Here is a 24,270-nt window from a genome sequence, read left to right as displayed (position 1 = left end):
AACGGATGATCGCAACGCTCCTGGCCCTGCAGGCCACGGTCACCGAGGCACTGCCGGCCGACGTCAGCAACGCCGCGACACAGACCCTTGCCCAGGCCACCACCGGCGGCGGCATCAACTACCTCGAACTGATGGCCAAGGCCAGCCTGCCGGTGAAGATCATCGTGCTGCTGCTGCTGGTCGGCTCGTTCGTCAGCTGGGTGATCATTTTCCGCAAGGCCCGCGTGTTCAAGCAGGCCACCCGCGAAGCCGACGAGTTCGAGAACCGCTTCTGGTCCGGCGCCGACCTGGGCAAGCTGTACAGCTCGGCCACCGACCGCAGCCGCAATGTCGGCGGCCTGGAAGCCATTTTTGAAGCCGGTTTCCGCGAGTACACCCGCCTGCGTGACAAGCGCCGCCTGGATGGCCGTGCGCAGCTGGAAGGCGCGCAGCGCGCCATGCGCACCACCTACACCCGCGAAGTGGACCAGCTCGAGCGCAACCTGGAGCTGCTGGCCAACATCGGCTCGACTGCGCCGTACGTGGGCCTGGTCGGTACCGTGTTCGGCATCATGGTGACCATGCACGACATGATCAGCAGTGGCGCGCAGGCCGGCATCGCCGCCGTCGCGCCGGGCATCTCCGAAGCGCTGTTCGCCACCGCCATCGGCCTGTTCGTGGCGATCCCGGCGGTGTGGGCCTACAACCGCTTCACCACCCGCGTAGAGCGCATGTCGGTGCGGTTCGAGACCTTCGCCGAAGAGTTCAGCTCCATCCTGCAGCGCCAGAGCGCTGGCGACGAGTAAGCGCCTGACCCGGGAGTCCAAGCCATGTCCGCTGCCATCGGCCGCCGCAAGCGCCGCAAGCTGAAATCGGAAATCAACGTCGTCCCCTATATCGACGTCATGCTGGTGCTGCTGATCATCTTCATGGTCACCGCACCGCTGCTCACCCTGAGCTTCGACGTGGACCTGCCGCAGTCCAACGCCAAGGCGCTGGAGAGCAAACAGGACCCGGTGATCGTCTCGGTGCGCCAGGACGGCCAGCTCAGCCTGAAACTGCCCGACGCCAAGGAACCGACCGCCGTGTCGGCCGAGGAACTGGAAGGCCGCCTGGCCGGCATTGCCGCCCAGGACAAGGGCGTGCGCGTGATCGTCGCCGCCGACCGCGCCGTGGCCTATGAACAGGTCATCGCCGCGATGGATGTGATCAAGCGCGCCAAGGTAGACAAGGTAGGCCTGGCCACCGATGCACGCTGACGCCCTGCCACCTCCGCATCAGCGCGAACCCGGCTGGGGCCTGCCCCTGGCGCTGGCGTTGCTGGTGCACCTGCTGGTCGCGCTGGTGTTCATCGTGGCCTGGTTCTGGTCGCCTGAGCGCAACACCGATGCTGCCGCTGGCGACCCGTCGGTCGAGGCCAGCCTGGCGCTGTCGGCGTCCGAGGCCTCCGCCGCACGCCAGGCCCTGCGCCAGTCGGAAAAGCTGGAAGACCTGCCGCCGCCGGTCGCCGAGCCGATCCCGGTGCCGGAAGACACCATTCCGCCGCCGCAGCCGATTCCCGAGCCGCGCCCGCAGGACGCCCCCACGCCGCAGCAGCAACAGGCGCAGGAGCGTGTCGCGCAGCCGGACACCAAGGACCAGGAAGCGGTGAGCGCGCTGGCCATCTCGCAGGAGAAGGCCAAGCAGGAACAGGAAGCCAAGCGCCGCCAGGAGCAGATCGACCTGACCGAACGCAAGCGCCAGGAAGAAGCCGAGCAGAAGCTGCGCCTGGCCAAACAGCAGGAAGCGGACGAGAAGAAGAAGCAGGCCGAGCAGGAGCGCGTGGCCGCTGACAAGGCCGAGGCCGAGAAACAGAAGAAGATCGCCGAGATCCGCGCCCGCCGCGAGCAGGCCGAGAAGGAGGCCAAGCTTGCCGAGCAGAAGCTGCGCCAGGTGGCTGCCGCGCGCAATGCCGCCGGTACGGCCGCTGCCGGCGCCAGTGGTGCGTCCCAGCCGGCTGCCGGCGGCGGTGGCAACAGCGACGATCTTTCGGCCAAATACGCGGCCGCGATCCAAGCCAAGGTCCTGTCGCAGTGGGTGCGCCCGGACACGGTGCCGCTGGGCCAGCGTTGCCAGATCACCATCACCCAGATTCCAGGGGGCACGGTGATGCAGGCCAAGGTCAGCCCGAACTGCCCGTACGACGAAGCCGGCAGGCGATCGATCGAGGCCGCCGTGCTCAACGCGCAACCGTTGCCGTACCGCGGGTTCGAGTCGGTGTTCGCGCGTACGCTCAACTTCACCTTTACCGCCCAGGATCGCTGAGGCGGGCGGGGCAGGGTGGCCTCGGGCCACCTGCGCCCACGGATGTCGCGCTTGCCTCTGGCAGGCCTGGTTTCGGCTGGGCAGGCTGTAGGCGGCCGTCGAACACCGCCCCACAGGGCGGCGTGACCGGGGCAGGCAGGTGCGATGTTAGCCACGACGTTAACGGTGCGTGAGAGGACGGGCTGGAACTGACCCGGAATTCACGTACCCTTGGTTCATGATTGCGAAGCGGTTCACTCCCGCTTTGTTATCCCTCGTTCCGGTTTCCCCCTATTGAGCGCTCCATGAAAAAGATGCCTCGCTGGCTTGCCGTGTTTGCGGCCCTGTTGCTGCCCTTCGCTGCCGTTGCGCAGCAGAGGGGACTGGATATCGACATCATCGGCGGCAATGCCTCCGCCCTGCCGATCACCATCGTGCCGATGCCCTACCAGGGTTCGTCGGCCGCTCCGCAGACCGACGTCGCCGGCGTGGTCCGCGCCGACCTGGAGCGCTCGGGCCAGTTCCGCACGCTGCCGGAAGCGCAGATCGTCGAGAAGCCCGTGCGTGGCGGTGAGATCCAGTTCGCCACCTGGCGCGCGCTGAAGCAGAACTACATCGTGGTCGGCCGGGTGCTCGACGCCGGTGCCGGCGCCTATCGCGTCGAGTACGAACTGTTCGACGTGCCCAAGGGCGAGCGCCTGCTGGGCCTGGCGATGACCGCCCGTGGCAACGCCATGCGCGACGTTGCCCACCAGATGGCCGACGCCATCTACGAAAAGATCACCGGTGTGCGCGGCGCCTTCTGGACCCGCATTGCCTACGTGACCGCCAGCGGCAAGGGCGACGCCATGCGCTATGCGCTGATGGTGGCCGACTCCGATGGCTACAACCCGCAGACGATCGTGCGTTCGGCCGAGCCGCTGCTGTCGCCTTCTTGGAGCCCGGATGGCAGCAAGCTGGCCTACGTCAGCTTCGAGCGTGGCAATTCGGCGATCTATATCCAGAACATCGGCACCGGCGCGCGCGAGCTGGTCACCAGCTTCCGTGGCATCAACAGCGCCCCGGCGTTCTCGCCGGACGGCCGCAAGCTGGCCCTGACCCTGTCGCGTTCGGGCAACCCGGAAATCTACGTGATGGACCTGGGCAGCAAGCAGCTCACCCAGCTGACCAACCACTTCGCCATCGATACCGAGCCGACCTGGGCGCCGGACGGCAGCGCGGTGTACTTCACTTCCGACCGCGGCGGCCGTCCGCAGGTCTACAAGGTGGGTGCGGGCGGCGGCAGTGCCGAGCGCGTGACCTTCCAGGGCAACTACAATGCCAAGCCCTCGGTGTCGTACGATGGCAAGAAGATCGCCGTCGCCCAGGGCTCCGGCAACAGCTACAAGATCGCGATGATGGACAGCTCGCTGGGTTCGCCCCGCTGGAGCACGCTGTCCCCGGGTTCGCTGGATGAATCTCCGAGCTTTGCGCCCAACGCAAGCATGGTGTTGTACGCCGCCCGCGAGGGTGGCCGTGGTGTGCTGTACGCCGTTTCCGCCGATGCGCGCGTGCGCCAGCGGTTGGTTCTGGCTGACGGAGATGTGCGCGAACCGGCATGGTCCCCATACCGTACCCAGCGCTAAAAGAGTGTTAATATTTTCGCTGTCTTGAACCCCTCATCGGCCTAGGAGCCACAAAGGTATCGCCATGAACAAGTCCACCCGCGTTCTGCTTGTTTCCCTGCTGTCTGTGGCCGTCCTGGCCGGTTGCTCGAAGAAGGTGAAGGAAGAGCCGGCAGCCCCGGTCGACACCGGCACCTCGACCACCACCCCGACCGGTCCGTCGACCTCCGGCCTGTATGGCCCGGGCGACCTGGACACCGACGCTTGCCTGCGCCAGCGCGTTGTCTACTTCGACCTGGACAAGGAAGACGTGAAGCCGGAATTCCAGGCCATCATGGCGTGCCACGCCAAGTACCTGCGTGACCGTCCGTCCTCGCGCATCACCCTGCAGGGCCACACCGACGAGCGCGGTTCGCGCGCGTACAACCAGGCCCTGGGTGAGCGTCGTGGCAACGGCGTCAACTCGGCCCTGCAGGCCAACGGTGGCTCGGCTTCGCAGCTGACCGTCGTGTCCTACGGTGAAGAGCGTCCGGTCTGCACCGAGTCGAACGAGTCCTGCTGGTCGCAGAACCGTCGCGTCGAAATCGTCTACACCGCGCAGTAATCCATGCGTATTGGCATCAAACTGATGCTGGTCGTTGCGGCAGCCCTCGTGGCTGCCGCACCGGCGCATGCACAGCGACAGAGCCTGGCCGACCGTGTCGGCGCGCTCGAGCAGCAGATGTACAACAACAGTGCCAACCAGGACCTGTTGAACCAGATCAATCAGCTGCGGCAGCAGGTCACCAGCCTGCAGGCCTCGATCGAGCAGTTGCAGCACGACAACGCCCAGCTCAAGCAGTCCGCCCAGGACCAGTACCTGGATCTGGACAGCCGCCTGAACCGGTTGGAAGGGGGCAATGCCGCCCCGGCCCAGCCGCCCGTTCCGGCGAGCGCGCCGAAGGCCGCACCGGCTCCGGCAAAACCCGCAGCGGCGGCCACTTCCGAGCGGCCGCCTTCCGTCCATGGTGATGCCGGCAGCCTTGCCGCTACCGGTGACGAGCGCACCTCCTACAACGTCGCCTTCGATTCGCTGAAGGCCGGCAAGTACGATGATTCGGCCCAGCTGTTCCTGAGCTTCCTGCAGCTGTACCCGAACGGCGTGTACGCGCCGAACGCGCTGTACTGGCTGGGCGAGAGCTACTACGCCACGCGCAATTTCCCGATGGCCGAGGCCCAGTTCCGTGAACTGCTCTCGCGCTATCCGACCCACGACAAGGCCGCTGGCGGCCTGCTCAAGGTTGGCCTCTCGCAGTATGGCGAGGGCAAGGTCGACCAGGCCCAGCAGACGCTGGAGACCGTCGTGGCGCAGTACCCGGGCTCGGACGCCGCGCGTACCGCGCAGGACCGCCTGCAGTCCATCCGTCTCGGCAAGCAGATCCGCTGATCCGCTGACCCGGCGTACAATATGTGTCCCGTAGAGCCGAGCCCACGCTCGGCTGCTTTCGTTTCCGGATCGGCACCCCGCCTGGATCCGGCAACACCGGGCCATGCCCGGACCGGTTGTTTTCTGTAGCGCCGAGCCATGCTCGGCTGCTTTCGTTACCGGCCACGGTAGCCCACCCGCCACGTGTCCCACCAAGAAGTACCCGCCATGACCGCCGTTACCCCGTCCAGCGCCGCCGCCACGCCCAGTGAGATCGTGCAGTCGCCCCTGCCACGGCTGAAGATCACCGAGATCTTCACCTCGCTGCAGGGCGAAGCCGATACCGCCGGTTGGCCGACCGTGTTCGTGCGCCTGACCGGCTGCCCGCTGCGCTGCCAGTACTGCGACACCGCCTATGCCTTCCACGGCGGCACCTGGTGGGATATCGACGACATCGTGGCCGAGGTGCTGGCCCAGGGCGTACGCCACGTCTGCGTGACCGGTGGTGAGCCGCTGGCACAGAAGCGCTGCCTGGTGCTGTTGCAGAAGCTGTGCGACGCCGGCATGGACGTCTCGCTGGAAACCTCTGGCGCGCTGGATGTCAGCGCGGTGGACCCGCGTGTGTCGCGCGTGGTCGACATCAAGACGCCAGGCTCGGCCGAAGCCGCCCGCAACCGCCTGGAAAACCTGCCGCTGCTGACCGCCCGCGACCAGATCAAGTTCGTCATCTGCAACCGTGAGGATTACGACTGGGCCAAGGCCATGGTCGTCGAGCACGACCTGGTGAAGCGTTGCACCGTGTTCTTCTCGCCCAGCAAGGGCGAGATCACCGCGCGCGAGCTGGCCGACTGGATCGTCGAGGACCGGCTGCCGGTGCGCTTCCAGATGCAGTTGCATAAAATCCTGTGGAACGACGAGCCGGGCCGATGAGCCCGCGCAGTGTTCCCTGATGTAGCTCCGGCGCGGGACAGCGTGCTGGCTTTCCCCTCCCAACCGGACGTTTTCCCATGAAGAAGGCAGTCGTGCTTCTCTCCGGCGGCATGGATTCAGCCGCCGTCATCGCCATGGCCCAGGAACAGGGCTTCGCCGTGCATGCCCTGAGCGTGCGCTACGGCCAGCGCCATACCTCCGAACTGGATGCCGCCGCCCGCGTGGCGAAGGCCCAGGGCGTGGTCGCGCACAAGACCGTGGATGTGGACCTGCGCAGCATCGGCGGCTCGGCGCTGACCGACGACATCGACGTACCCGAGGCCGGCGGCGACGGCATTCCGGTCACCTACGTGCCGGCGCGCAACACCATCATGCTTTCGCTGGCGCTGGGCTGGGCCGAAGTACTCGGCGCCAACGACATTTTCTGCGGCGTCAATGCCGTGGACTACTCCGGCTACCCGGACTGCCGCCCCGAGTTCGTGGCCGCGTTCCAGGCGCTGGCCAACCTGGCCACCAAGTCGGGCGTGGAAGGCGCAGGCATCAAGGTGCACGCACCGCTGCAGTTCCTCAGCAAGGGCCAGATCGTCAGCGAAGGCGTGCGCCTGGGCGTGGACTTCGGCCTGACCGTGTCCTGCTACAACGCCGACGCCAACGGCGCCGCCTGCGGCCACTGCGATGCCTGCCGCCTGCGTGCGCAAGGCTTCGCCGAAGCCGGCGTGGCCGACCCGACGCTGTACGCCTGAGGTGATGGGGGGCGATGCCCCCAATGGTGGGTGCCAACCTTGGTTGGCACGGTGCGCCGGGCATGGCCCGGCACGGCCGGGGAGGTCTGGTCTGGTGGGTGCCAACCTTGGTTGGCACCGTCCGCCGGGCACAGCCCAGCGCTACCGCTGCAGTAACCACCCCGACGCTTCAATAAACGCCCGCACCGCCTGTGCATCGGCATAATCCAGCTCGATCATCCGCGCGATCCCCGCCTTCTCATCCTTTTGCCGCCGCATGTATTCCTGCGCGATGCGATACCCGGCGTAGTACCCCAGATCACTCACCCCGAACGGATTCCGGGCGCTGTTGTACAGCCAGTTGTCCAGATCCTCGCCGTCCATTTCAGCGACGAAGCGCGCGCGGATTTCAGACTCGTGCGCGGGGCCATAGGCATACAGCGGCAACGCCGGCCGGCGCCCGCTCAGCCGCTCGGCCACATACTCGGCCACACCCTCGCGCACCGCGTACTGGGCGAGGCTGCCGGTGGTCTCGCGTTGCTGGGTATGCACGTACTCGTGCAGGTTGTTCTGAGCGTTGTTCGTACCCGGCCGGCTGTCGTAGAAGATCCGCAGGCGGTCGCGCATCTTCTCCGGCAGCTCGCTCACGTCCACGCGTTCATCGCCCAGCGCCATCTCCGCGCCGATCAGTACCTTGTCGCCCAGTGTGGTGCCACCGGTGCGCAGCACACCCACTGCATAGGTGATGGTGGCTGGACGCAGCGCAGGATAAAGCTGGCGGAAGGCGGCCAGGTCGCGCTCCAGCGTGGCGCTGGCCTGCTGCGCGTTGGCGGTCAATGGGCGTACCGACGTCCAGAAGCGCGGCCACGTGTTCATGGCCTCGGCGTACTCGCGGGCGGTGTAGTTGCGCACCTGCATCAGCGCACGCAGGCCGGGGCTGCCCGGTTCGATGTAGCGCTGCTGGACCAGCGCCACCCGGCGTTCGGCATCGGGTTCGGCGCGCACAGCATCGTAGGTGGCCCAGAAGCGGGCGATATCGTCGGTGACGACCTGGGGTGGCGCGGCCACGGCGGTGCAGGGCAGCAGGGCGGCGAGCAGGCTGAAGATCAGACGCATCCATGGCTCCAGGGAAGGACTACGGATGGGATGCGCCGGTGGACAGAAAGGTTTAAGCCCGCTGCCGAGATCGGGGTAGTGCCGGCCGCCGGCCGGCATCCTCGCCACGTCGGGGTTCCACGCGACCCGCCAAAATAGGGTAGAATGCCCACCCCGCCGAAAGGCTGGGGCAGTCTAATGGGCCGTTAGCTCAGTCGGTAGAGCAGAAGACTTTTAATCTTTTGGTCGAAGGTTCGAATCCTTCACGGCCCACCATTGCATCCAATGACCCAGGTCATTCAGAAAGGCATCGCAATGCGGTGCCTTTTTTGTTGCCTGGTCCGGGGCCGCTACTTCGTCCGCATACCCTTGGTTTTTGCGGCCGCCGCGTCGGCAGCTTCCTGTGCGGCCGTCGCTGCCGCATTCGCGGAACGCGCCGCCTCCGCTTGAGCCGCCTCGAAGTCGGCCCGGCGCTGCGCGCTGATCCGGCGTTCCAGTTCTGAAAATGCGGCGTAGCTCTCCGGATACTTCGCGGCGCAAGCCTGCTGCAGCAGCGGGATCGCGCGGTCGGACAATCCCGGCTGGAGGTGGGCGAGCAGGCAGTCCGCATACGCTGCGGATGCTGGGGGAATGCTGCTGGCCTGCGGTGAGCCGGCAGCAAGGGTGGTGGCGATCAATACACTCAACATAGGAACCTCCTTGTGAATATGAGCGTGGCGGTGACCAGTCCGTGAGCCAAGGTGCGCGTTGCATGACCATCACCGACTCCATGCTGCTCCAGTTCCGGTAGATCGGCAAAGTGCCGCGAACGACAATGTCTCCGGCGGTCTATGCTCAGCGCTTTCCCAGAATGGACCGCCCCATGCGTCTGATCGTGCTGTCGCTGCTGTTGTCCGGTCTATCCGCCATGCCGTTGATGGCCGCCGAACCGGCACCGTCCGCACGAGTCGCTGCGGCCACGCCGCTGGTGATCGGCGAAACCTTCACCATCGAATCGAAGGCGCTGGGCGAGAACCGCCGCATCAATGTCTACCGCCCGCAGCCGTGGGGCCTGGATCCGAAGGCGCCGCTGCCGGTGCTCTACATGCCTGATGGCGGCATCGGCGAGGACTTCCTGCATGTGGCCGGGCTGGTGCAGGTGCTGAGCGGCAATGGCAGCATGCGCCCGTTCCTGCTGGTCGGCATAGAAAACACCGAGCGCCGCCGCGACATGACCGGCCCCAGCAACGACCCGCAGGACCAGAAGATCGCGCCGCGCATCGGTGGTTCGGCGGCCTACCGTACCTTCCTGCGCGATGAACTGATGCCGCAGGTGCGCCAGCGCTACCCGAGCACCGACGAGCGCGCGCTGATCGGCGAGTCGCTGGCCGGCCTGTTCGTGGTCGAGACGCTGCTGCAGGAGCCGACGCTGTTCAACAGCTACATCGCGCTGGACCCCAGCCTGTGGTGGAACCGGGGCACGATGCTGGCCGCTGCCGCCAGGCAGCTGCCGGCCGTGACGCGTGCGCAACCGCGCGTGTTCCTGGCCAGCAGCGGGCAGCCACAGCTGGCTGCTTCTGCCGCGCAGTTGGCGGCCGTGCTGCAACAGGCGTCACCGTCGCCGCTGGTGAAGTACCTGCCGCTGCCGGAGGAAACCCACGCCACGATCTATCACCCGGCCGCATTGCAGGCGCTGCGCACGCTGTTCCCAGCGCCGCCGCCGGCCTCGCCGTAGCCCGAAGGATTGGCGTGCAGCCGCATGCCATGTGAGGATGCGGCAGCGGCGCCATCCGGTGCGCCGCCCGCAACGGGAGCGTGTGGATGCAGCGTGTGCGTGGATAGAGTGTGGCGGCCTGCCTGGCCGTGAGTGGCTGTGCGATGTCGGTGGTGCCACCGGCAGCGCAGAGTGAAGCGAAGGACGGCGCGGCCACGGTCGCTGCGGGCGTGGTATTGCCGGATACCGAAGCGCTGCGTGTGCACGATCCGATCGGCCGCGATTATCCGGTCTGGGTGGCACTGCCGGCCGACTACGCCGCACATCCGGAGAAGCACTACCCGGTGCTGTACGTGACCGACGCGCTGTACAGTTTTCCGCTGGTGCGCAGCGTACGCAACCTGGTAGGGCAGCAGGGCGTCAACATCGAGGACTTCATCCTGGTCGGCCTGCCGCCGCAGGAAGGCCTGACCTCCAAGCAGAGCCGCTCGCGCGATTACACGCCCAGCGACCCGGCGCGTACCGATCCGCGTGACTACAGCGATGACGTGAACTACGGCGGCGCGGCGCACTACCGCGATTTCCTCGCCGAGCAGGTGCTGCCGATGATCGACGCGCGCTACCGCACCGATCCGGCGCGGCGTGCCTATGCGGGTCATTCCTATGGCGGCCTGTTCGGCGCCTATGTGCTGACCACGCGCCCGGACATGTTCCGCACCTACATCCTGTCCAGTCCTTCGCTGTGGTTTGACGGTCATCGGGTGCCGCGCATGCAGGCAGAGGCCAAGGCGCCGACGCAGCCGACCACGGTGGTGCTGTCGGTGGGCAGCTTTGAAACGGTCAGGCCCGAACCGCGCTATTTCACCCGCAACGACATGTTGCGCCACAACGCCGAGTTCGCCGAGCAGCTGCGCAACAGCGGGCGATCGTTGAAGGTGGAGAACATGGTGATCGATGACGAAGATCACTTCACGGTCTACCCGGACATGATCACCCGCGCGCTGCTGAAGGTGTTCCCGGGTACCGGGCCGTACAGCAGCGGTTGAGGGTGAGCGCCATCCACGCGTGGCGTGGATCTACTGCAAGAACCCGGTAGATCCACGCCATGCGTGGATGAACGCCTCAGGCCGCCTGTGCATCCGGCCCGGTCAACACGCCCACATCGGCGTGCCGGAAGCACAGCCGGATGGCGTCGAGCAGCTCGCTCATGTTGTACGGCTTGGGCAGGAAATGGATGCCGTCGCGCAGCTGCGGCAACACCTGGTGCTGGTCCATGCCCGAGGTCACCAGGATCGGCAGGTGCGGGTACAGCCCGCGCACCTGGTTGGCGGCCTCGATGCCGCTCACGCGGCCCAGATTGACATCGGTGAACAGCAGGTCGAAACGCTCACCGGCGGTCAGCAGGCCCAGTGCCGCTTCGGCCGAGCTCACGCCCACCACGTGGCAGGCCTGGCTTTCCAGCGCAAGACGGCTCAGCTCGCGGGTTTCCTCGGCGTCCTCGATCAGCAGGACGCGGGGTTCAACGTGGCGCTTGGACAGCAACATGACGCTACAGCTCCGGAAAGCAGCAATGAAAAGGCGCGCAAGTATGCGCAAGCCGGGGGTGATCCCGGCGTGCACGCCAGGCTAAGTGGGCGTTACAGCGGCTGCGGGCGCCGGCGGCGCACGTGCCAGCCCAGTACCGCCACCGCCAGCAGCGCGGTGCCGATGCGCAGGCTGGTGGCCTGCCAACCGAGCGCGACGGCGTCATCGAGGCTGAATACATTCCACGCCAGGTTCATCGACACGTGCAGCACCATGCCGCACCACAGCGAGTCGCCGTCCAGGTGGTCGAGCCAGGCGAAGATGAAACCGCCCAGTGAAATCACCGCACCCACGAACAGCGCGGTGCCGCCGCCGTCGAAGCCGCCGAACCCCAGCCAGTGCACCCAACCGAACAGCAGTGCCTGCGGCAGCGCAAGCAGCGGCCACGGGCCACGCACGATCTTCACCAGCAGCACGAAGCCGAGGCCGCGGAACAGCACTTCCTCGGCCAGTGGGAACAGCACGGCGAGCATCGTTGCATCCAGGGCGGTCAGTGCGGTGTTGGGCGTGCCCAGCATCGCCAGGCCCAGCCAGCAGGGCAGGCTGGCCAGCAGCACCCACATCGGGCCGCGCCAGCCGTTCCCGCGCAGTCCCAGGCTGGTCATCAGGCCGACCCCACGGGGGCGCAGCAGTGCGGCCAGCAGCAGCGCCAGCAGTATGGCCAGTGCGTTGTCGAGCAGGCTGCCGCCGTAGGGCATAGGCAAGGCGGGAATCGGCGCGCCTGCGGCCGCAGCGACATCGCGCAGATTCAGGCCCAGGCCGACGCCGAGCAGCACCAGCAGCAGGCGCGCGGCGTTGGGCAGGCGGGACAGGACGGTCATGCACGCACTCCCTGCGGAACCAGCGTGCAGTGTGGAAGGCGGCCGGGAACGCTGGCACGCGCCGGAAGTCCCTGTGCCATCGGTCATGTGTTGCCGGACAGTCATCCGTGGGCAGTTAAAGTCGTTGCCTGACCTTCAGGAGCCCTGCCCATGCTGTGCCCCGTGTGCAAGACCCAGACCCTGCAGATGGCCGAGCGCCATGGCATCGAGATCGATTACTGCCCCGGCTGCCGTGGCGTGTGGCTGGACCGTGGCGAACTGGACAAGATCATCGAACGCGCCGGTGCCGGTGCTGCGGTGCCGCCGCCCGCACCGGTACAGGCACAGACGGCCGCTGCGCCGCCGCCGGTGATGCATCGCGATACCCGCCACCTTGGCCAGCGCTACGAGGACAACCGTGGCCAGCAGTACGGCCATGGGTACAAGAAAAAGAAGAAGGACAGCTTCCTGTCGGAGCTGTTTGATTTCTAGGCGCATCGATTTGTAGCGTCGAGCTTGCTCGACGCTACGGGCGGTCAGGGCCGGCGCAGGATGAATTCGCGGTCGTGGGTGTCGCCGACGATGAAGTCGTACTCACCCACCTTGCTGCAACCGTAGCGCGCGTAGAAGCGCTGCGCGCCGAAGTTTTCTTCCCATACGCCTACCCACAGGGTACGGCGCCGCGGGTGGTCAAGCCAGGCCATGAACGCCTGCATCAGGCGCGCGCCGTGGCCGCCGTTCTGGTAGTTGGCCAGGATGTAGAAGCGCTTCAGTTCGATGTCGCCTTCGCGCGCCTCGGCATGCGGCAGTGTGTTGGCACCGGCGGCCAGATAGCCGACCACCGAGTTACCGTCGATCAACAGCCAGACCGCGCTGCGCGGGTCGGACAGTTCGATGCGCTGTGGCCCGCTGCTGTAGTGCGCCTGCAGGAAATCGTGCAGTTCCTGCGGCGGATACGAGTCACCCCAGGTTTCGTTGTAGGTAGCGATGGCGGTGGCCGACAGGGCGTCGACGTCGGCGAGGGTGGCGCGGCGGATCTGCAACGACATGGCGGTGCCTGCAATGGAGCGTGGCGCAGTGTAGCCGGCCCCGGCGGGTGCCGGGGCTGGCGGTTGCTCACACTCCGCTGCTCAGAACCACATGCGCACGCCGGCCACCCAGCGCGTGTCGCGGGCGTGGTCACCGGCATAGTCGGCGGTATCGCCGAAACTGCGCTCGTGGGCGATGCCGATGTACGGCGCGAAGCGGCGGCTGAACTCATAACGCAGGCGCAGTCCGGCTTCGACCTTGTTCAGGCCGCGGCCGATGCCGTACTCCGGCTCATCCTTGGCCGCCACCGTCGCTTCCAGCAGCGGCTGCAGGATGAGCCGGTTGCTCAGCAGCACGTCGTACTCGACTTCGGCCTTGGCCAGCACCTGGCCGCCGGAGCCCAGGTACAGCGTGGCCGAGCTTTCAAACTTGTACGGCGCCAGGCCTTGGACGCCGATGGCAGCCCAGGTGCGCGAGTCGGCCGGCCGGAAGTCCTGGCGCACGCCGACCAGCACGTCCCACCACGGCGACACGCTGCGGCCATACAGCGCTTCAACCGCCGATGATTCGGTGCGGCCACGGCTGCGTTCGCCATCGGTGCGCAGCCACAGGCGGTTGATGTTGCCGCCGATCCAGCCGGTCGCTTCCCAGGCTTGGCCGTTGCTGTCCTTGCCGTCCCAGTGTTCGAGGCGGTCGATCAGCAGCAGGCTGTTGATCTCCGGCGCATGTTCCATCGCACCATGCGCGATCGGCGGGAAGGCGGCGGCGCGGTCGGCGTCGGTCGGGACCAGGATCGGCTCGCGCGGTTCGGAGGGGGCGGGCGCGCCGTGACCCATCGCTGCGTGGTCCATATTTGAATGATCCATCGTGGAATGGTCCATCGCCGCCGGTTGCATCGCGCCATGGTGCATCGTCGAGTGATCCATCTTCGAATGATCGACCGGTTCGGTCGCGGGCATCGCGGTCTTCGCCGGAGGGGCCATCGTGCCCCTGTCATGCCCCGCATGCGATTGCGCGAACACCGGCAGTGCGGCGGCCAGGCCCAGCGCGAGCAGGCTGGAGGTAAGCAGTGGGCGGCTCATTCTTCGATCCTCACTTCGCGCATCATGCCCGCTTCCATGTGGTACAGCAGATGGCAGTGGTAGGCCCAGCGGCCGAGTGCGTCGGCGCGCACGCGGTAGCTGCGGCGGGTGCCGGGCGGCATGTCGATGGTGTGCTTGCGGACCTGGAATTCGCCTTGCGCGTTCTCCAGGTCGCTCCACACGCCGTGCAGGTGGATCGGGTGCTGCATCATGGTGTCGTTGACCAGCACGATGCGCATGCGCTCACCGTAGTTCAGCCGCAGCGGTTCGGCGCTGGCGAACGGAATGCCGTCGAACGACCAGGAGAATTTCTCCATGTGGCCGGTCAGGTGCAGCTCGATCTCGCGGCTCGGCTCGCGACCATCGGGATCTTCGAACAGGCTGCGCATCGCGCCGTAGGTCAGCACCTGGCGGCCGTTGTCGCGCAGGCCGATGCCGGGGTCGTCCAGCTTGGGTTCGGTGGCCGAACTCTGCATGTCCACCAGCGGGTTGTTGCGCTCGCTGGCCGGATGTTTCGGTGCCTTGCTGGTGGCATCGGCACTGCCGTGCGCACCGTGGCCCATGCTGGCGCCGCAGCCGCCTTCCATGCTCTTCATCGCGGCCATGTCGTGGCCACCATGGCCGCCATGCCCGGCACTGCCCATGTCATGCCCCATGTCGGACATCGTCAGCAGCGGGCGCGGGTCACGCGCCGGAATCGGCGCCTGCAGCCCGTGGCGCACCGCCAGCGTGCCGGCAGCAAAGCCGGTGCGGCCCATGTCCTGGCAGAAGATGGTGAACGCATCCTGGCCAGTGGGCTCTACCAGCACATCGTAGGTTTCGGCCGGGGCGATACGGAACTCGTCGATGCTGACTGGATGGATGTACTGGCCATCGGCGGCGACCACGGTCATCTTCAGGCCGGGGATGCGCACGTCGAAGTAGGTCATCGAGGCGCCGTTGATGAAGCGCAGCAGCACCTTCTCGCCACTGCGGAACAGCCCGGTCCAGTTGCCGGCCGGGGCCGTGCCGTTCATCAGGTAGGTGTAGGTATGCGCGTTGATGTCGGAAATGTCGGTCGGCGTCATCCGCATCCGCCCCCACATGCCGCGGTCGGACAGCGCGGCCGACCAGCCCTCGCGTTTCACATCACGCAGGAAGTCGGGCAGGGTGCGCTTGTAGTAGTTGTCGTGCTCGGCGAGCTTCTTCATGCGCCGGAACAATGCGCCGGGATCCATGTCGGTCCAGTCGGACAGCATGATCACGTGCTCGCGGTCGTGGTGGTACGGCGCCGGCTCGGCCGGGTCGATGATCAGCGCGCCGTACAGGCCGGCCTGCTCCTGGAACATCGAGTGGCTGTGGTACCAGTAGGTGCCCGACTGCTTGAGGTCGAAGTGGTAGTGGTAGGTCTCGCCGGGGCCGATGCCGTTGAAGCTCAGGCCAGGCACGCCGTCCATGTTGGCCGGCAGCAGGATGCCGTGCCAGTGGATCGAAGTCGGGTGCCGCTGCAGCGTGTTGCGCACGAACAGATCCACGGTCTGGCCTTCACGCCAGCGCAGGATCGGCGCGGGCAGCGAGCCGTTGACGGTGATCGCCGGGCGGGTGCGGCCGGTGAAGTTGGCCAGCGACTCGCCGATGGCCAGTTCGAGGCGGGTGTCGCTGAGCACGGCGGGGGCGCCGGCCAGGCGCGGGGTGGCCTTGGCGGCGGCGAGCGCGCGCTGCGGCACGCCGACAGCGGCGATGCCGGCAACCACGCCGCCGGCGGCCAGGCCCTGCACGAACAGGCGGCGCGACGGCATGGGCACAACGCCCGGACCGGGGGGAATACGGGTATTCATGGTGGTGACTCCAGACACGTAAAGACGCCGGCAGGCGGCCGGCTACGGTGCGCAGGGCGCACGGTGCGTGTGGAATCAGCCGATGGGAGGGCGCGAGATCGGCGGCAGCGGCGGTGCCGGGCGGCCAGTGGCCGGCATCGGCTGCGGGGCAAGCGACAGTGCGGGGCCGGCCATGAAGGGCAAAGGCTGAACCACCAGCAGCGGGTGCTGGGCGCAGCTGCGCACGCAGTCCTTGATCTGGCAATGAGCGTCGTGGGCGGGGGCCTGGGCCTGCGGGGCCTCGTCGGCCTGCATGCCCGCGTGATGGTGGCAGCCAGGGTCACCGTCGTCGACTGCGGTGGCGAGAGCATGCGCCATCCGGCCCATTTCCTCGTGGCCACTGGCCATGGCCGCGTTCAGCCCGTTGAGCAACAGGCTGAGCATGAGCACGACACGGAGCAGGGTCGAGGCCAGGGACATGGCGCTAATCTAGCTGCAAGTGGGCGCGGATGCACTTCCGGCTGAATGGCCGGTTCAAGGTTGGAGCTGCACCAATGTAGAGCCCAGCCCGCCGCTAACCCTCTTCGCGCACGATCTCGACCAGGCGCGGGCCGTAGCGGCTCAGCTTGGTACCACCGATGCCTCCGACCCGGGCCAGTTCGTCCAGGCTGGTCGGGCGCTGCTCGGCGATGTTGCGCAGGGTGCTGTCGTGGAAGATCACGAAGGCCGGTACGTTCTGTTCGCGGGCCAGTTCGGCACGCAGGCCGCGCAGGGCGTTGAACAGCGCCAGGTCCTGCGGCAGCACGGACAGCCCTGTACGCTGCGCACTGCGCTCACGGCCACTGGAGCTGCTGGCGGGATCGCGGCGCATGCTGATCTGGCGACGGCCGGTCAGCACGTCGCGGCTGGCATCGGTCAGGCGCAGGCCACCGTGGCCCTCGCTGTCCACTTCCAGCAGGCTGGCGGCGACCAGCTGGCGGAACACGCTGCGCCAGGTGCGCGCATCGAGGTCGCGGCCGATCGCATAGGTGCTGAGCTTGTCATGGCCCTGCTGCTTCACCTTCTCGTTCTCGCTGCCACGCAGGATGTCAATCAGGTGGCCGACGCCGAAGCGCTGGCCGCTGCGGTAGACGCAGCTCAGCGCTTTCTGCGCAGGAATGGTGGCGTCCCACGAGGCAGGCGGGGTCAGGCAGTTGTCGCAGTTGCCGCAGGGCTGGGGATAGGTCTCGCCGAAACCGGCCAGCAGCACCTGGCGACGGCACTGCATCGACTCGCAGTAGCCCAGCAGGTGGTCGAGCTTGGACCGCTCCAGCTGCTTGCGCTCTTCGCCGGCCTCGGACTGCTCGATCATCTGCTTGAGCAGCACCACGTCGCCCAGGCCGTAGCACAACCAGGCCTCGGCGGCCTCGCCATCGCGGCCGGCGCGACCGGTTTCCTGGTAGTAGCCTTCCATCGACTTGGGCAGGTCGGTATGCGCGACGAAGCGCACGTCCGGCTTGTCGATGCCCATGCCGAAGGCGATGGTGGCGCACATCACGATGCCGTCCTCGCGCAGGAAGCGGCGCTGGTTGCTGGCGCGCACGTCCGGTGGCAGGCCGGCGTGGTAGGGCAGGGCGTTGAAGCCCTGGCCGCAGAGGAATTCGGCGGTCTCTTCGACCTTGCGCCGCGACATGCAGTAGACGATGCCCGCCTCGCCACGGTGGCCACGCAGGAAGTCGGTCAGCTGCTTGCGGGCGTTGTCCTTCTGCACCACGGTGTAGCGGATGTTGGGGCGATCGAAGGAGCTGACGAAGTGGCGTGCGTCCTGCAGATCGAGGCGCTCGGCGATCTCGCGCTGGGTCGGCGGGTCGGCCGTGGCGGTGAGCGCGATGCGCGGGATCTGCGGCCAGCGTTCGTGCAGCACGGTCAGCTGGCGGTACTCGGGGCGGAAATCGTGGCCCCACTGCGACACGCAGTGCGCTTCGTCGATGGCGAACAGGGCGATCTGGCTGCGCGACAGCAGCGACAGGAAGCGACCGGTCAGCAGGCGCTCGGGGGCGACATAGAGCATGTCCAGCTCACCCGCGAGCAGCTCGCGTTCGACGCGGCTGGCGGTCTCGGCATCCAGGGTCGAGTTCAGGTACTCGGCACGCACGCCGAGCTGGCGCAGGGCTTCAACCTGGTCCTGCATCAGCGCGATCAGCGGCGAGATGACGATGCCGCAACCGTCACGCAACAGGGCCGGGACCTGGTAGCACAGTGACTTGCCACCGCCGGTGGGCATCAGCACCAGGGCATCGTGACCGGCAGCCACATGCTCCACGATGTCCTGCTGGGGACCACGGAAATCGTCGTAACCAAAGACGCGTTGGAGCAGGTCGTGCGCGGGACGGGAAGCCATCCGGCTAGTTTACCCCGGCGGGGGTGTCTCGGCAGGGCTGCGCCCTGCACCTGCCGAAGCCTTCAAGCCAGAGCAACGTCAAAGGCAACAGCCGGCTCTGGGGTGTCTGCCGGTTGGGCGGGGCGGTGTGGGCTTGCAGACACGCCGTAAACCCATCCATGGGGGCTCGATGGCGCCATCCATGGCGCCAACGGTCCTGCAAGCCCACACCGCCCCTCCCCCGACAGATTTCCGGTGACGGTGGGCCCATCCACGCCATGCGTGGATGAAATCTGTCAGATATCGACAAACAAAATGGGGTCAGATCCGCTTTCCGCAGGAAAACGGATCTGACCCCAAGCTTTGCTGGCAGTTCGCGGAAATCTGTCGCAGGCGGGGTGGGTCCGGTTGCGGGGGCGTGAGCGCCATGGATGGCGCGACCGAGCCTACATGGACGTATTTACGGCGTCCCCCGCAACCGGACCCACCCCGCCTACCCACAGGAAACCAGCTTTTGCTCCGGTTGTTGCCGTTGCCGTTGTCTCTGCGGGTGCAGGGCGCAGCCCTGCCGAGCCCCCCAAATCCTTACTGGAGCAGCGAGCGCAGCATCCAGGCGTACTTCTCGTGCGTCTGCAGGCGCTGGGTCATCAGATCTTCGGTCGGGGCGTCGTCACCCTTGGCCGCCACCTCCAGCACTTCACGTGCCGTACGGCAGACCGCTTCGTTGGCGACCACCAACTGGCGTACCATTTCACGCCAGTCCGCACTGTCGGTCAGGCCCGGTTCCTCGGCGATCGAGGTCAGCGCAGCGAATTCCCGGTAGGAGCCCGGGGCATTGAAGCCCAGCGCGCGGATGCGCTCGGCCACGTCGTCCAGTGCCGCCCATTGCTCGGTGTACTGCGTCTCGAACATGGTGTGCAGCGAGTTGAACATCGACCCGGTCACGTTCCAGTGGAAGTTGTGGGTCTTCAGGTAGAGCGTGAATGCATCGGCCTGGAAGCGCGACAGACCGTCGGCGATCTTCTTGCGGTCGCCCTGGGTGATCCCGATATCGATGTTCGGCGCCGACGGTGCCGCCGTTGCCAGCTTCTGCTTGCCGGTCTTGGCCTTGGTCGTGCTCTTGGTCTTCGCCATGGGGTTCCTCCTTGTGGAATCGTTGGCCTTCACAGTAAATCAGTCTCGATGACTGGTCGCTTTCAAAGTTTTGAACGAACCGATTGATGAACGCTATCGATAAAAATCCGACGTCCCGCCTGCGCCAACAGCGCGCCGCCATCGACGGTGCGATGAGCCGCGACCGGGGCCGTTTGCTGGGGATGCTCTCGCGTTGCCAGGCCAAGCCACAGGATGCGGCACTGGCCGCCACCTTCGAGCAGGCCTTGCAGGCGTCGGTGCAGCGCCGGCAGGTCCGGGCGCTGCAGCAGCCGTCCATTACTCTGGACCCGCAGCTGCCGATTGCGCGTGAAGCCGACGCCATCATCGAGCTGATCCGCGACCACCAGGTCGTGGTGATCGCCGGTGAAACCGGCTCGGGCAAGACCACCCAGCTGCCGAAACTGTGCCTGGCCGCCGGCCGTGGCCAGGCCGGCATGATCGGCTGCACCCAGCCGCGTCGGATTGCCGCACGTGCGGTGGCCAGTCGCGTGGCGCAGGAACTGCAGAGCGAACTGGGCCAGCTCGTCGGCTACCAGGTGCGCTTCAACGACAAGGTCAGCGACGACAGCCGCATCAAGTTCATGACCGACGGCATCCTGCTGGCGGAGATCGCCAGTGACCGTTGGCTGTCGAACTACGACACGATCATTGTCGACGAGGCGCACGAACGCAGCCTCAACATCGATTTCCTGCTGGGCTACCTGAAGCAGCTGCTGCGCAAGCGCCCGGACCTGAAGCTGATCGTGACCTCGGCCACCATCGACACCGAGCGCTTCGCCCAGCATTTCGACAATGCGCCGGTGATCAGCGTGGAAGGCCGCACCTATCCGGTGGAAGTGCGCTATCGCGCGCTGGAAGGCGAGGGCGAAGACCAGGGCGAGCGCACCGTCAACGATGCCATCGTGTCGGCCATCGACGAGATCACCCGCCTGGATGCGCGTGGCGACGTGCTGATTTTCCTGCCGGGCGAGCGCGAGATCCGCGATGCGCACCAGTCGCTGGAGCGCCGCAAGTACCGCAATACCGAGGTGCTGCCGCTGTACGCGCGCCTGTCCAACCAGGACCAGGACCGGGTGTTCAATCCCGGTCCGAACCGGCGCATCGTGCTGGCCACCAACGTGGCGGAAACCTCGCTGACGGTGCCGCGCATCCGCTACGTGGTCGATCCGGGCTTCGCCCGCGTCAAGCGCTACAGCCCGCGCAACAAACTCGATCGCCTGCACATCGAGCCGATCTCGCAGGCCAGCGCCAACCAGCGCAAGGGCCGTTGCGGGCGCATCGCCGAGGGCATCTGCTACCGCCTGTATGCAGAGGCCGACTTCCAGGCGCGGCCGGAGTTCACCGATCCGGAAATCCGTCGTTCCAGCCTGGCCGGGGTGATCCTGCGCATGCTGCAGCTGGGCCTGGGCCGCATCGAGGAGTTCCCGTTCCTGGAAGCACCGGACGAGCGTGCGGTGGCAGACGGCTGGCAGCAGCTGACCGAACTGGGTGCGATCGACGCCGAGCGGCGCATGACCACCATCGGCAAGCAGATGGCACGCCTGCCGGTGGACGTGAAGCTGGCGCGCATGCTGGTGGCCGCGCAGGCCGCCGGCTGCCTGCGGCCGATGCTGGTGATCGCCTCGTTCCTGGGCATCCAGGACCCGCGCGAGCGCCCACCGGAAGCGCGCGGCGCTGCCGACAGTGCGCATGCACAGTTTGCCGATGGCCGATCTGAATTCGTTGGTGTGCTGCGCCTGTGGGATGCCTACCGGCAGGCCCATGAGGACCTGACCCAGTCCAAGCTGCGTGACTGGTGTGGTCGGCATTTCCTCGGTTTCCTGCGCATGCGCGAATGGCGCGAGCTGCATCGCCAGCTGCGCCTGCTGTGCGAGGAACTGGGCTGGAAGGAAGAGGCCAACGAAATGGCGATGGCGCCATTGCTGGCCGGCAGCAGTGCACCGGCCCCGGTGCGCGATGATGCCGCTGCAGTGAAGGCCACCCGTGGGCAGCTGCACCGTGCCGCGCGCCTGGCCCGCGAAGGCAAGGCGGAAACCGCCCCGGCGGCGGTGGCCGTGCGTGCGCAGAAGGAACAGGTGCCGATTGGCGGCGGCTTCAGCGAGCGCGCGCGTGCCGCCGCCTACCAGACCCTGCACCGGGCGTTGGTGGCGGGCCTGCCGACACAGATCGGCCATCGCACCGAGAAGGGCGACTTCCAGGCGCCGCGGCAGCGCCGTTTCCTGCCGTTCCCGGGCTCGGCGCTGTCCAAGCGGCCGCCGCCGTGGCTGCTGGCTGCCAATCTGCTGGATACGCAGAAGGTGTGGGGCATGACCCTGGCCGCGATCGAGCCGGACTGGGTGATTGCCGAATTGCCGCACCTGCTGTTGCGCAAGCACTTCGACCCGCACTGGTCGCGCGCGCAGGGCCAGGTGCTGGCCTCCGAGCAGATCAGCCTGTTCGGCCTGGTGCTGGCCCCGAAGAGGCCGGTGCACTACGGCCGCATCGCGCCGGGCGAGGCGCACGACATCTTCGTGCGCCAGGCGCTGGTGACGGGCGAGATCAACACCCGCGCCAGCTTCGTGGCCGACAACCAGAAAGTGCTGGAGATCGCCCGCGAGGAAGAAGCCAAGCTGCGCCGCGCCGGCATCGTGGCCGACGAGGACTGGCAGGCGCGCTGGTACCTGGACCGGGTGCCGCCGCAGATCCATTCGGCTGCCGGCCTGGATACGTGGTGGAAGGGGCTAGCGCCGGAGCAGCGCAAGACCCTGCACTGGTCGCTGGCCGATCTGTTGCCGGGTGAGGGCAGCGAACAGGAGCGCTACCCGAAGTACCTGCCACTGGGCCAGGCGCGCCTGCCACTGCACTATCGCTTCGAGCCGGGAGCCGACGATGACGGCGTGACCCTGGACGTGCCGCTGCACCTGCTCAACGCGCTGGACCCGGTGCAGCTGGGCTGGCTGGCGCCGGGCTTCGTCGCCGACAAGGCCTCGGCATTGATCCGCAGCCTGCCCAAGGCGATGCGGCGCAATTACGTGCCGGCACCTGACTTCGGACGCGCCTTCTTCGAGGCGTTCCCACAGCCCAGCGCCGATGCCATCACCGGCGAACTGGCGCGTTTCCTGTCACGTGCCACCGGCGCGACGGTGACGGCGCTGGATTTCGAACCCGGTTCGATCGAACCGCACCTGCACATGAACCTGCGCCTGCGCGACGAGCACGGCAAGGTGCTGGCGACCTCGCGCGACCTCGATGCGTTGCGCGCGAAGTTCGGTGGTCGTGCCGGCGATGCCTTCGCTGCACGTGCCGGCCGCGAGATGGCGGCCGATGGCCTGCGTACGTTCCCGGCGACGCCGATTCCGCTGCAGGTGCCGGGTGAAGCCGGCGTGCCGGCCTATCCGGCGTTGCTGGACGAGGGCGACAGCGTGGCGCTGCGCATCTTTGCCGACCGGCAGCAGGCGCAGGAGGCTCATCCGCTGGGCGTGCGCCGCCTGCTGGAGATCGCGTTGGCCGAGAAGGTCAAACAGGCGCGCAAGCAGTTGCCGGTCGGTGCCAAGACCGGCCTGCTGTATGCCGCGATCGAATCGCAGGAACGCCTGCGCGGTGACCTGGTCGATGCGGCGATGAACGCGGTGCTGGCCGAGGGCCTGGAAGACATCCGCGATGCGGCGGCCTTCGAGCAGCGCCGCGAGCATGCCGCCAAGGCGCTGTTCGGCGAGGCGATGTCGCGGCTGAAGCTGGCCGAAACCATCCTGGCACTGGTGGCGGAACTGAAGCCGTTGCTGGAAGCACCGTTGATGGGCTGGGCGCGCGGCAACCTGGACGATATGGAGGCGCAGCTGGCGGGCCTGATCCATCCCGGTTTCCTGCGTGATACGCCGGCCGATGCACTGGCGCAGTACCCGCGCTACCTGAAGGCGATGATCCTGCGCACCGAGCGCGCCAAGCGTGATCCGCCGCGCGACCAGGCACGCATGCTGGAACTGCATCCATTCCTGGAGGCGCTGGAGACCGGCGAGCAGCAGGGGCTGCGCGACCGGCCGCAGTGGCAGGCCCTGCGCTGGGATCTGGAAGAACTGCGGGTATCGCTGTTCGCCCAGGAGCTGGGCGCACGTACCGGCATTTCGGCGAAGAAGCTGGCGCAGCGGGTGGCCGCACTGCGCCAGGCGTAGATGCGTGCAATGGCCGCCCCGTCGGGCGGTCATTGCCGCCGGGCAGGGACCCGGCGCGGTCGGAATGCCCGGGTGTTACTTGGTGCGGCGAACCTTCGGCTGCACGTTCACACCGTCCACCTTCATGTACCAGGCTCCCATCACGCCGGGGCGCATGCTGACGTTCGGGGCTTCCTTGCGGCCGCCGGAATAGTGCGTGGCATCTATCTGCTCCCACTCCTGGCCGTTCTGCAGTACGTAGCGGCGGCCCTGGCCGAAGCCACGGAATTCGCCCTGCAGGTTGCTTTCGATCGGCTCGCTGCTGCCGAAGTCGAGGAAGCCGCGGTTCTTCTTGATCACTTCCTGGCGGCCTTCTTCGCGCGCTGCGGCGACGGCCTGCGTAGTGGCTGCCTCCACTTTGCCCTGCAGCCAGCGATTGAGCGTGGCCAGTTCGTTGGCACTGAGCTTTTCCAGGCCGGCGGCCTTGAACTCGGCGGGCGACATCTGATGCTGCAGGTCGCCCTCCACCACGCGCTGGGCCAGCGCTGGCGCGGAAAGGGACAGCAGCACGGCGGCACAGGCCAGCATCCGTGGACGGACGCGCAGGGCAATGGAAGGCATGGCAGG

Annotated in this window: 23 protein-coding genes and 1 tRNA gene; 13 read left to right on the top strand and 11 right to left on the bottom strand. The window is 67.1% G+C overall.

Annotated elements, in window-relative coordinates; translation table 11 throughout:
• The first annotated feature begins 5 nt into the window (after positions 1–5).
• From tolQ to queC, 8 genes are all read left to right on the top strand, one after another.
• Positions 6–785, top strand: coding sequence for a protein TolQ (gene tolQ / locus B9Y82_RS13970; protein WP_006438802.1), 780 nt, complete (start codon positions 6–8; stop codon positions 783–785).
• 24 nt (positions 786–809) lie between these two features.
• Positions 810–1,238 (top strand): protein TolR, encoded by a 429-nt coding sequence (gene tolR / locus B9Y82_RS13965; RefSeq protein ID WP_100473681.1) that lies wholly within the window; start codon positions 810–812, stop codon positions 1,236–1,238.
• Entirely contained in the window at positions 1,228–2,283 is a 1,056-nt protein-coding gene (gene tolA / locus B9Y82_RS13960; RefSeq protein ID WP_100473680.1) for a cell envelope integrity protein TolA, read from the top strand. The genes tolR and tolA overlap by 11 nt, the downstream gene beginning before the upstream one ends.
• Positions 2,284–2,567: 284 nt before the next feature.
• The gene (gene tolB / locus B9Y82_RS13955; RefSeq protein ID WP_100473679.1) at positions 2,568–3,887 is read left to right on the top strand and encodes a Tol-Pal system beta propeller repeat protein TolB; all 1,320 of its coding nucleotides are present in this window, start codon (positions 2,568–2,570) and stop codon (positions 3,885–3,887) included.
• Positions 3,888–3,951: 64 nt separating this feature from the next.
• A complete protein-coding gene (gene pal / locus B9Y82_RS13950; protein ID WP_005410748.1) occupies positions 3,952–4,470 on the top strand; it encodes a peptidoglycan-associated lipoprotein Pal in 519 nt (172 codons plus the stop codon).
• A gap of 3 nt (positions 4,471–4,473) precedes the next feature.
• On the top strand, positions 4,474–5,292 hold the full coding sequence (ybgF, locus tag B9Y82_RS13945) for a tol-pal system protein YbgF (RefSeq protein WP_100473678.1): 819 nt from the start codon (positions 4,474–4,476) through the stop codon (positions 5,290–5,292).
• A 207-nt stretch (positions 5,293–5,499) separates the two neighbouring features.
• Entirely contained in the window at positions 5,500–6,201 is a 702-nt protein-coding gene (gene queE / locus B9Y82_RS13940; protein WP_100473677.1) for a 7-carboxy-7-deazaguanine synthase QueE, read from the top strand.
• Between the two features lie 77 nt (positions 6,202–6,278).
• Positions 6,279–6,944, top strand: a complete 666-nt coding sequence (gene queC, locus B9Y82_RS13935) for a 7-cyano-7-deazaguanine synthase QueC (RefSeq protein WP_100473676.1) — start codon at positions 6,279–6,281, stop codon at positions 6,942–6,944.
• Positions 6,945–7,085: 141 nt separating this feature from the next.
• Here queC and B9Y82_RS13930 read toward each other — a convergent pair whose 3' ends face one another.
• A complete protein-coding gene (locus B9Y82_RS13930; RefSeq protein WP_100473675.1) occupies positions 7,086–8,039 on the bottom strand; it encodes a DUF2268 domain-containing putative Zn-dependent protease in 954 nt (317 codons plus the stop codon).
• A 179-nt stretch (positions 8,040–8,218) separates the two neighbouring features.
• Between B9Y82_RS13930 and B9Y82_RS13925 the strand changes: the two genes are divergently transcribed.
• Positions 8,219–8,294: transfer RNA gene (locus B9Y82_RS13925), tRNA-Lys, on the top strand.
• Between the two features lie 74 nt (positions 8,295–8,368).
• On the opposite strand, the gene B9Y82_RS13920 is transcribed toward B9Y82_RS13925, so the two are convergent.
• Positions 8,369–8,707 (bottom strand): hypothetical protein, encoded by a 339-nt coding sequence (locus tag B9Y82_RS13920; RefSeq protein WP_100473674.1) that lies wholly within the window; start codon positions 8,705–8,707, stop codon positions 8,369–8,371.
• A gap of 173 nt (positions 8,708–8,880) precedes the next feature.
• On the opposite strand from B9Y82_RS13920, the gene B9Y82_RS13915 reads away from it, so the two are divergent.
• Both B9Y82_RS13915 and B9Y82_RS13910 read left to right on the top strand, forming a co-directional pair.
• Entirely contained in the window at positions 8,881–9,732 is an 852-nt protein-coding gene (locus tag B9Y82_RS13915; RefSeq protein WP_100473673.1) for an alpha/beta hydrolase, read from the top strand.
• A gap of 143 nt (positions 9,733–9,875) precedes the next feature.
• On the top strand, positions 9,876–10,757 hold the full coding sequence (locus tag B9Y82_RS13910) for an alpha/beta hydrolase (RefSeq protein ID WP_343124751.1): 882 nt from the start codon (positions 9,876–9,878) through the stop codon (positions 10,755–10,757).
• Positions 10,758–10,833: 76 nt separating this feature from the next.
• On the opposite strand, the gene B9Y82_RS13905 is transcribed toward B9Y82_RS13910, so the two are convergent.
• Both B9Y82_RS13905 and B9Y82_RS13900 read right to left on the bottom strand, forming a co-directional pair.
• Positions 10,834–11,256 (bottom strand): response regulator, encoded by a 423-nt coding sequence (locus B9Y82_RS13905; RefSeq protein WP_100473672.1) that lies wholly within the window; start codon positions 11,254–11,256, stop codon positions 10,834–10,836.
• A 92-nt stretch (positions 11,257–11,348) separates the two neighbouring features.
• Positions 11,349–12,116: a CPBP family glutamic-type intramembrane protease gene (locus tag B9Y82_RS13900; RefSeq protein WP_100473671.1), complete on the bottom strand. Its 768-nt coding sequence runs from the start codon at positions 12,114–12,116 to the stop codon at positions 11,349–11,351.
• A 150-nt stretch (positions 12,117–12,266) separates the two neighbouring features.
• Here B9Y82_RS13900 and B9Y82_RS13895 point away from each other — a divergent pair, with 150 nt between their 5' ends.
• Entirely contained in the window at positions 12,267–12,587 is a 321-nt protein-coding gene (locus B9Y82_RS13895) for a zf-TFIIB domain-containing protein (protein WP_100473670.1), read from the top strand.
• Between the two features lie 44 nt (positions 12,588–12,631).
• On the opposite strand, the gene B9Y82_RS13890 is transcribed toward B9Y82_RS13895, so the two are convergent.
• The 6 genes from B9Y82_RS13890 to B9Y82_RS13865 all read right to left on the bottom strand — a co-directional run bounded on the left by B9Y82_RS13890 (position 12,632) and on the right by B9Y82_RS13865 (position 19,495).
• On the bottom strand, positions 12,632–13,144 hold the full coding sequence (locus tag B9Y82_RS13890; protein WP_100473669.1) for a GNAT family N-acetyltransferase: 513 nt from the start codon (positions 13,142–13,144) through the stop codon (positions 12,632–12,634).
• Positions 13,145–13,225: 81 nt separating this feature from the next.
• Positions 13,226–14,206, bottom strand: coding sequence for a copper resistance protein B (locus B9Y82_RS13885; RefSeq protein WP_100473668.1), 981 nt, complete (start codon positions 14,204–14,206; stop codon positions 13,226–13,228).
• Positions 14,203–16,023: a copper resistance system multicopper oxidase gene (locus B9Y82_RS13880; RefSeq protein WP_100473667.1), complete on the bottom strand. Its 1,821-nt coding sequence runs from the start codon at positions 16,021–16,023 to the stop codon at positions 14,203–14,205. The genes B9Y82_RS13885 and B9Y82_RS13880 overlap by 4 nt, the downstream gene beginning before the upstream one ends.
• Positions 16,024–16,098: 75 nt before the next feature.
• Positions 16,099–16,482, bottom strand: coding sequence for a CopL family metal-binding regulatory protein (locus tag B9Y82_RS13875; RefSeq protein ID WP_100473666.1), 384 nt, complete (start codon positions 16,480–16,482; stop codon positions 16,099–16,101).
• A 94-nt stretch (positions 16,483–16,576) separates the two neighbouring features.
• Positions 16,577–18,382 carry a DNA helicase RecQ gene (gene recQ, locus B9Y82_RS13870; RefSeq protein WP_100473665.1) on the bottom strand — a complete coding sequence of 602 codons (1,806 nt, stop codon included), beginning with the start codon at positions 18,380–18,382 and terminating at the stop codon, positions 16,577–16,579.
• 564 nt (positions 18,383–18,946) lie between these two features.
• Positions 18,947–19,495 (bottom strand): Dps family protein, encoded by a 549-nt coding sequence (locus tag B9Y82_RS13865; protein WP_100473664.1) that lies wholly within the window; start codon positions 19,493–19,495, stop codon positions 18,947–18,949.
• Between the two features lie 86 nt (positions 19,496–19,581).
• Between B9Y82_RS13865 and hrpA the strand changes: the two genes are divergently transcribed.
• Positions 19,582–23,664 (top strand): ATP-dependent RNA helicase HrpA, encoded by a 4,083-nt coding sequence (hrpA, locus tag B9Y82_RS13860; protein WP_100473663.1) that lies wholly within the window; start codon positions 19,582–19,584, stop codon positions 23,662–23,664.
• 75 nt (positions 23,665–23,739) lie between these two features.
• On the opposite strand, the gene B9Y82_RS13855 is transcribed toward hrpA, so the two are convergent.
• On the bottom strand, positions 23,740–24,264 hold the full coding sequence (locus B9Y82_RS13855) for a hypothetical protein (protein WP_100473662.1): 525 nt from the start codon (positions 24,262–24,264) through the stop codon (positions 23,740–23,742).
• Positions 24,265–24,270: the final 6 nt, after the last annotated feature.

The organism is Stenotrophomonas maltophilia (assembly GCF_002799155.1).
Classification (GTDB): domain Bacteria; phylum Pseudomonadota; class Gammaproteobacteria; order Xanthomonadales; family Xanthomonadaceae; genus Stenotrophomonas; species Stenotrophomonas maltophilia_R.
The sequence above is the reverse complement of the archived record's forward strand: the minus strand, read 5'-3'. Positions and strand labels throughout refer to the sequence as shown.